At 54.5% G+C, this 4,276-nt stretch carries 3 protein-coding genes; all 3 read left to right on the forward strand.

Annotated elements, in window-relative coordinates:
* Positions 1 to 39: 39 nt before the first annotated feature.
* The gene (locus IGQ15_RS01625; RefSeq protein WP_297048015.1) at positions 40 to 645 is read left to right on the forward strand and encodes a hypothetical protein; all 606 of its coding nucleotides are present in this window, start codon (positions 40 to 42) and stop codon (positions 643 to 645) included.
* 52 nt (positions 646 to 697) lie between these two features.
* Positions 698 to 1,396 carry a response regulator transcription factor gene (locus IGQ15_RS01630; protein ID WP_297048017.1) on the forward strand — a complete coding sequence of 233 codons (699 nt, stop codon included), beginning with the start codon at positions 698 to 700 and terminating at the stop codon, positions 1,394 to 1,396.
* A 73-nt stretch (positions 1,397 to 1,469) separates the two neighbouring features.
* On the forward strand, positions 1,470 to 4,037 hold the full coding sequence (gene leuS / locus IGQ15_RS01635; protein WP_297048019.1) for a leucine--tRNA ligase: 2,568 nt from the start codon (positions 1,470 to 1,472) through the stop codon (positions 4,035 to 4,037).
* Positions 4,038 to 4,276: the final 239 nt, after the last annotated feature.

Below are 4,276 nucleotides of genomic sequence, written 5' to 3' on the forward strand. Positions count from 1 at the left end.
TAAAATCTCTTGGAGTTTCTTGAACTAACTCCTTTGACTATGCTCTTACCTCCTTTACTCCTCAGTACGCTCAAGGAAATCTGTCAACGCCAAGCCGCAACCCTCTCTGACAGCCCCCTGCGAACTGAAAATCAGCTTCTTCCCCTGATTGAGGGACTCCCAGAAGCAACCCGTGCCACCCTAGAAACACTGCTGATGTCCTACTGTCAGGCTAAGGCGTCTCTCCCCATCAATTTGGCCTACCTCTTGGCCCTAGAGAGTGAAATCCTTAACCTGCTTGGCGTGACATCCGCAGTACGCTCCTTGTTTACGCCACCAGTGGTACAGACCCTGCAAAACTATCTGCCATGGTTTAGAAAGGCAAGCCAGATCGTCCAGAATCACCTCGGTCGCGCCCTTGTGCGTAACTACTGGTTGATTAGCCGCCCGACCCATCCTTGGCTGCGCACGATTCAGGTTGAGACCTTTTACACTGAGCAAGTGCCTGCTCCTGATCGCTACCTCAACGAGGAGCAGCAAGACCTCCTGCAAATTTGGCTAGAGCACTTTCTTCTCTACTGTTCTCGCCTTGTACCCCCACTCCCAGCGGAGGCGATCGCAGCGGGAGTTCCTGTTCCACCTCAGTTGCTACAAGCAGCGGACTAACTCAAGAGGATTTCGCTAAAATTTTCGTGTCCGCTGGTCATCAATTGATGTTGTGGAGCATATTCTGCTGCTAGAGGATGAAACGGAGCTAGCCGATCCCTTGGGTCACATCCTGCGCCAAGAGGGCTACCACGTTGACGTGGCCTACGATGGTGAAACGGCTCAAACCTACTGGCAAACGCAGCGCCCCTACCACCTCTTGATTTTGGATTGGATGGTGCCACCGCCCACGGGGCTAGAACTTTGTCAACGATTGCGCCAAGCTGGTGATGAGACCCCTGTTCTCTTTCTCACTGCTCGAGATACCGTGGATGACCGGGTGCGGGGTCTAGATGCCGGTGCTGATGATTACTTGGTTAAACCCTTTGAGCTGCGGGAATTGCTGGCACGGGTACGAGCACTCCTGCGACGGCGGCATACCATGGGATGTACGGCCCCTATTCTTTGCTGGCAGGATTTGCGTTTAGATGTTGAAGGTCGTTTGCTCTACCGCGGGCAACAGTGCATCTGTCTCTCGGAAAAGGAAACCGCACTTTTGGCGCTCTTTCTCAAGCACCCCACGGAACTCCTCAGCCATGAATTGATTGCCAGTCAACTGTGGCCGGAGCAGCCCTGTGTCAATCGCAACCTATTGGCCGCCCAGATTCGACTGCTACGCCGCAAAATTGAGCATCCCGATGAACCCTCACTGATTCAAACGGTCTATGGTCAAGGCTATCGGCTACGCCCCATTGCGGCACCGGCAAGCTAAGACCACTGGTGCCGTATCTTGGAGAGGAACGTGCCAGATACAATAGATAAGCTGTTCTTTCGGGAAAACTGTTGTGGACGATCGCTACGACCCCCAAGTGATTGAGGCCAAGTGGCAACAGGAATGGGCTGCACGCCAGATCGATCGCACCGACACCGATCCGAAAAAGCCCAAATTCTATGCCCTCTCGATGTTTCCCTACCCCTCTGGGAATCTGCACATGGGGCACGTCCGCAACTATACGATTACCGATGTCATTGCCCGCTGTCGGCGGATGCAGGGCTATCGCGTTCTCCACCCGATGGGCTGGGATGCCTTTGGCCTACCGGCAGAAAATGCCGCCATTGAACGGGGGATTCATCCTCGCGTCTGGACACAGCAAAACATTGCCCAAATGCGCCAAGAACTGCAACGCCTTGGCCTCTCCTACGACTGGGAACGGGAAGTGGCCACCTGTGACCCTGACTACTACCGCTGGACGCAATGGCTCTTTCTGGAGTTCTTTGAGGCGGGCTTGGCCTACCAGAAGGAAGCGGCAGTGAACTGGGATCCCGTGGATCAAACAGTTTTAGCCAATGAGCAGGTAGATAGCGAAGGGCGATCGTGGCGATCGGGCGCCTTAGTGGAACGGCGATTGCTCAAGCAATGGTTCCTGAAAATTACCGCCTATGCCGAAGAACTATTGAATGACTTGGAACAACTGACCGGCTGGCCAGAGCGGGTGAAATTGATGCAGGCCAACTGGATCGGCAAGTCCACGGGTGCCTATCTGGAATTCCCAATTGTTGGCAGTGATGAGAAAATTGCTGTTTTTACCACCCGTCCCGATACCGTCTATGGGGTGACCTACGTGGTGCTGGCACCCGAACATCCCCTCACACCGAAAGTAACCACGAGTCGCCGCCGCAAAACCGTTGAGGCCTTTATTGCCAGTGTCCAACAGGAAAGTGAACTGGAACGCACAGCGGGCGATCGCCCCAAGCGGGGTGTGGCCACCGGTGGCAAAGCCCTGAACCCCTTTACCGGTGAAGAAATCCCGATCTGGATTGCTGATTATGTCCTCTATGAATACGGTACCGGTGCCGTGATGGGCGTGCCTGCCCACGATGAGCGGGACTTTCAATTTGCCAAAGCCCACAGGCTTCCCATTCGCCAAGTGATCATCCCCCCAGACGGCAAAGCCAGTGCCCGCCTCAAGGCCGCCTATACGGAGCCGGGGAGGTTGATCAACAGTGGCCCATTTGATGGCATGGACTCCACCGCAGCTAAAGCAGCCATTACCGAATATGCAACCACCCAAGGCTGGGGACGGCAGCAAGTGCAGTATCGGCTGCGGGATTGGCTCATTTCCCGCCAACGCTATTGGGGTGTCCCCATTCCCATCATTCACTGTCCGCAGTGTGGGGCGGTGCCTGTGCCACGCTCAGAATTACCCGTGCTGCTCCCCGAGGAAGTGGAGTTTACCGGTCGTGGCCCTTCTCCCTTGGCGAAACTTGCTGCATGGCGGGATGTTCCCTGCCCGAAATGTGGTACCCTTGCCCAGCGGGAAACGGACACAATGGATACCTTCATTGACTCCTCTTGGTACTACTTCCGCTACGCCGATGCTCGCAACAGTGAGGCCCCCTTTGACCCAGCAGCCATTAAGGACTGGTTGCCGGTGGATCAGTACGTGGGGGGGATTGAGCACGCCATTCTGCATTTGCTCTACTCGCGCTTTTTCACCAAAGTTTTGCGCGATCGCCAGTTGGTTCATGTCAGTGAACCCTTTCAACGTCTCCTCACCCAAGGTATGGTTCAAGGACGCACTTACAAAAATCCCAAAACCGGTAAATACGTCATTCCCAGCCGCATTGCCGATCTCAACCAACCCACCGACCCCGATACAGGGGAAGCCCTAGAGGTGGTCTATGAAAAAATGTCCAAGTCCAAGTACAACGGCGTTGCCCCCGGCGATGTCATCCAACAGTACGGTGCCGACACCGCACGGATGTTTATTCTCTTCAAAGCGCCCCCCGAAAAAGATCTTGAATGGGACGATGCCGATGTTGAAGGCCAATTTCGCTTCCTCAACCGCGTTTGGCGCCTTGTGGAAACCTTTAAAGCCAATGGCGGTCAGCTTGGCCAACCCCTACCCACTACCCTGACTAAAGCGGAAAAAGACCTGCGCCGTGCCATTCACACTGCCATCAAAGAAATTAGCGACGATCTCGAAGGCGACTATCAACTCAATACCGCTGTTGCTGAACTGATGAAACTTAGCAATGCCCTCAGTAGTGCCGACTGCTACACCTCTGGGGTATATAGCGAAGGCATCCAAACCTTACTCACCCTACTTGCCCCCTTTGCTCCCCACATCAGCGAAGAACTCTGGCAACAACTGGGGGGCAGCGACTCCATCCACCGCCAACCTTGGCCAAAAGCAGACCCCACTGCCCTCGTTGCCGATGAAATCACCCTTGTTATTCAGGTCATGGGCAAAACCCGTGGCGCGATCCAAGTGCCTGCCACCGCCAGCCAAGCTGAACTTGAGGAAGCTGCCAAGCAGTCAGAGATTGGCCAACGCTACCTAGCAGGCAAAACGATCAAAAAAGTGATTGTCGTTCCCGGCAAGTTAGTGAACTTTGTCTTAGCCCCCTAAACGCCAACTGGTTGCCGCAGTCCAGCTGCAGGAATATCCGATTCTCGCTCGCGCTTTGCAGCAGTTTTGGGTGTGGGTACCCCATAGAAAGCTCTCTTGAAAAGCTTGGAGGCTATTGGGCAAATGGTGCTGTAACCCCTGCCACAGGTTGTTCCAAACGATTAAACGAGAATTGATCCCACTCTGTCGTTAAAGGTACTTAACCCCTCACGGGTGCAGGTGCGCGCTTAGGAACTTAT

This window comes from Thermosynechococcus sp. M98_K2018_005, assembly GCF_015295825.1.
Lineage (GTDB): Bacteria > Cyanobacteriota > Cyanobacteriia > Thermosynechococcales > Thermosynechococcaceae > Thermosynechococcus.

Excerpts from the sequence above, each read along its gene's own strand:
- IGQ15_RS01625 (WP_297048015.1), top strand. The coding sequence starts at position 40 with ATGCTCTTACCTCCTTTACTCCTCAGTACGCTCAAGGAAATCTGTCAA.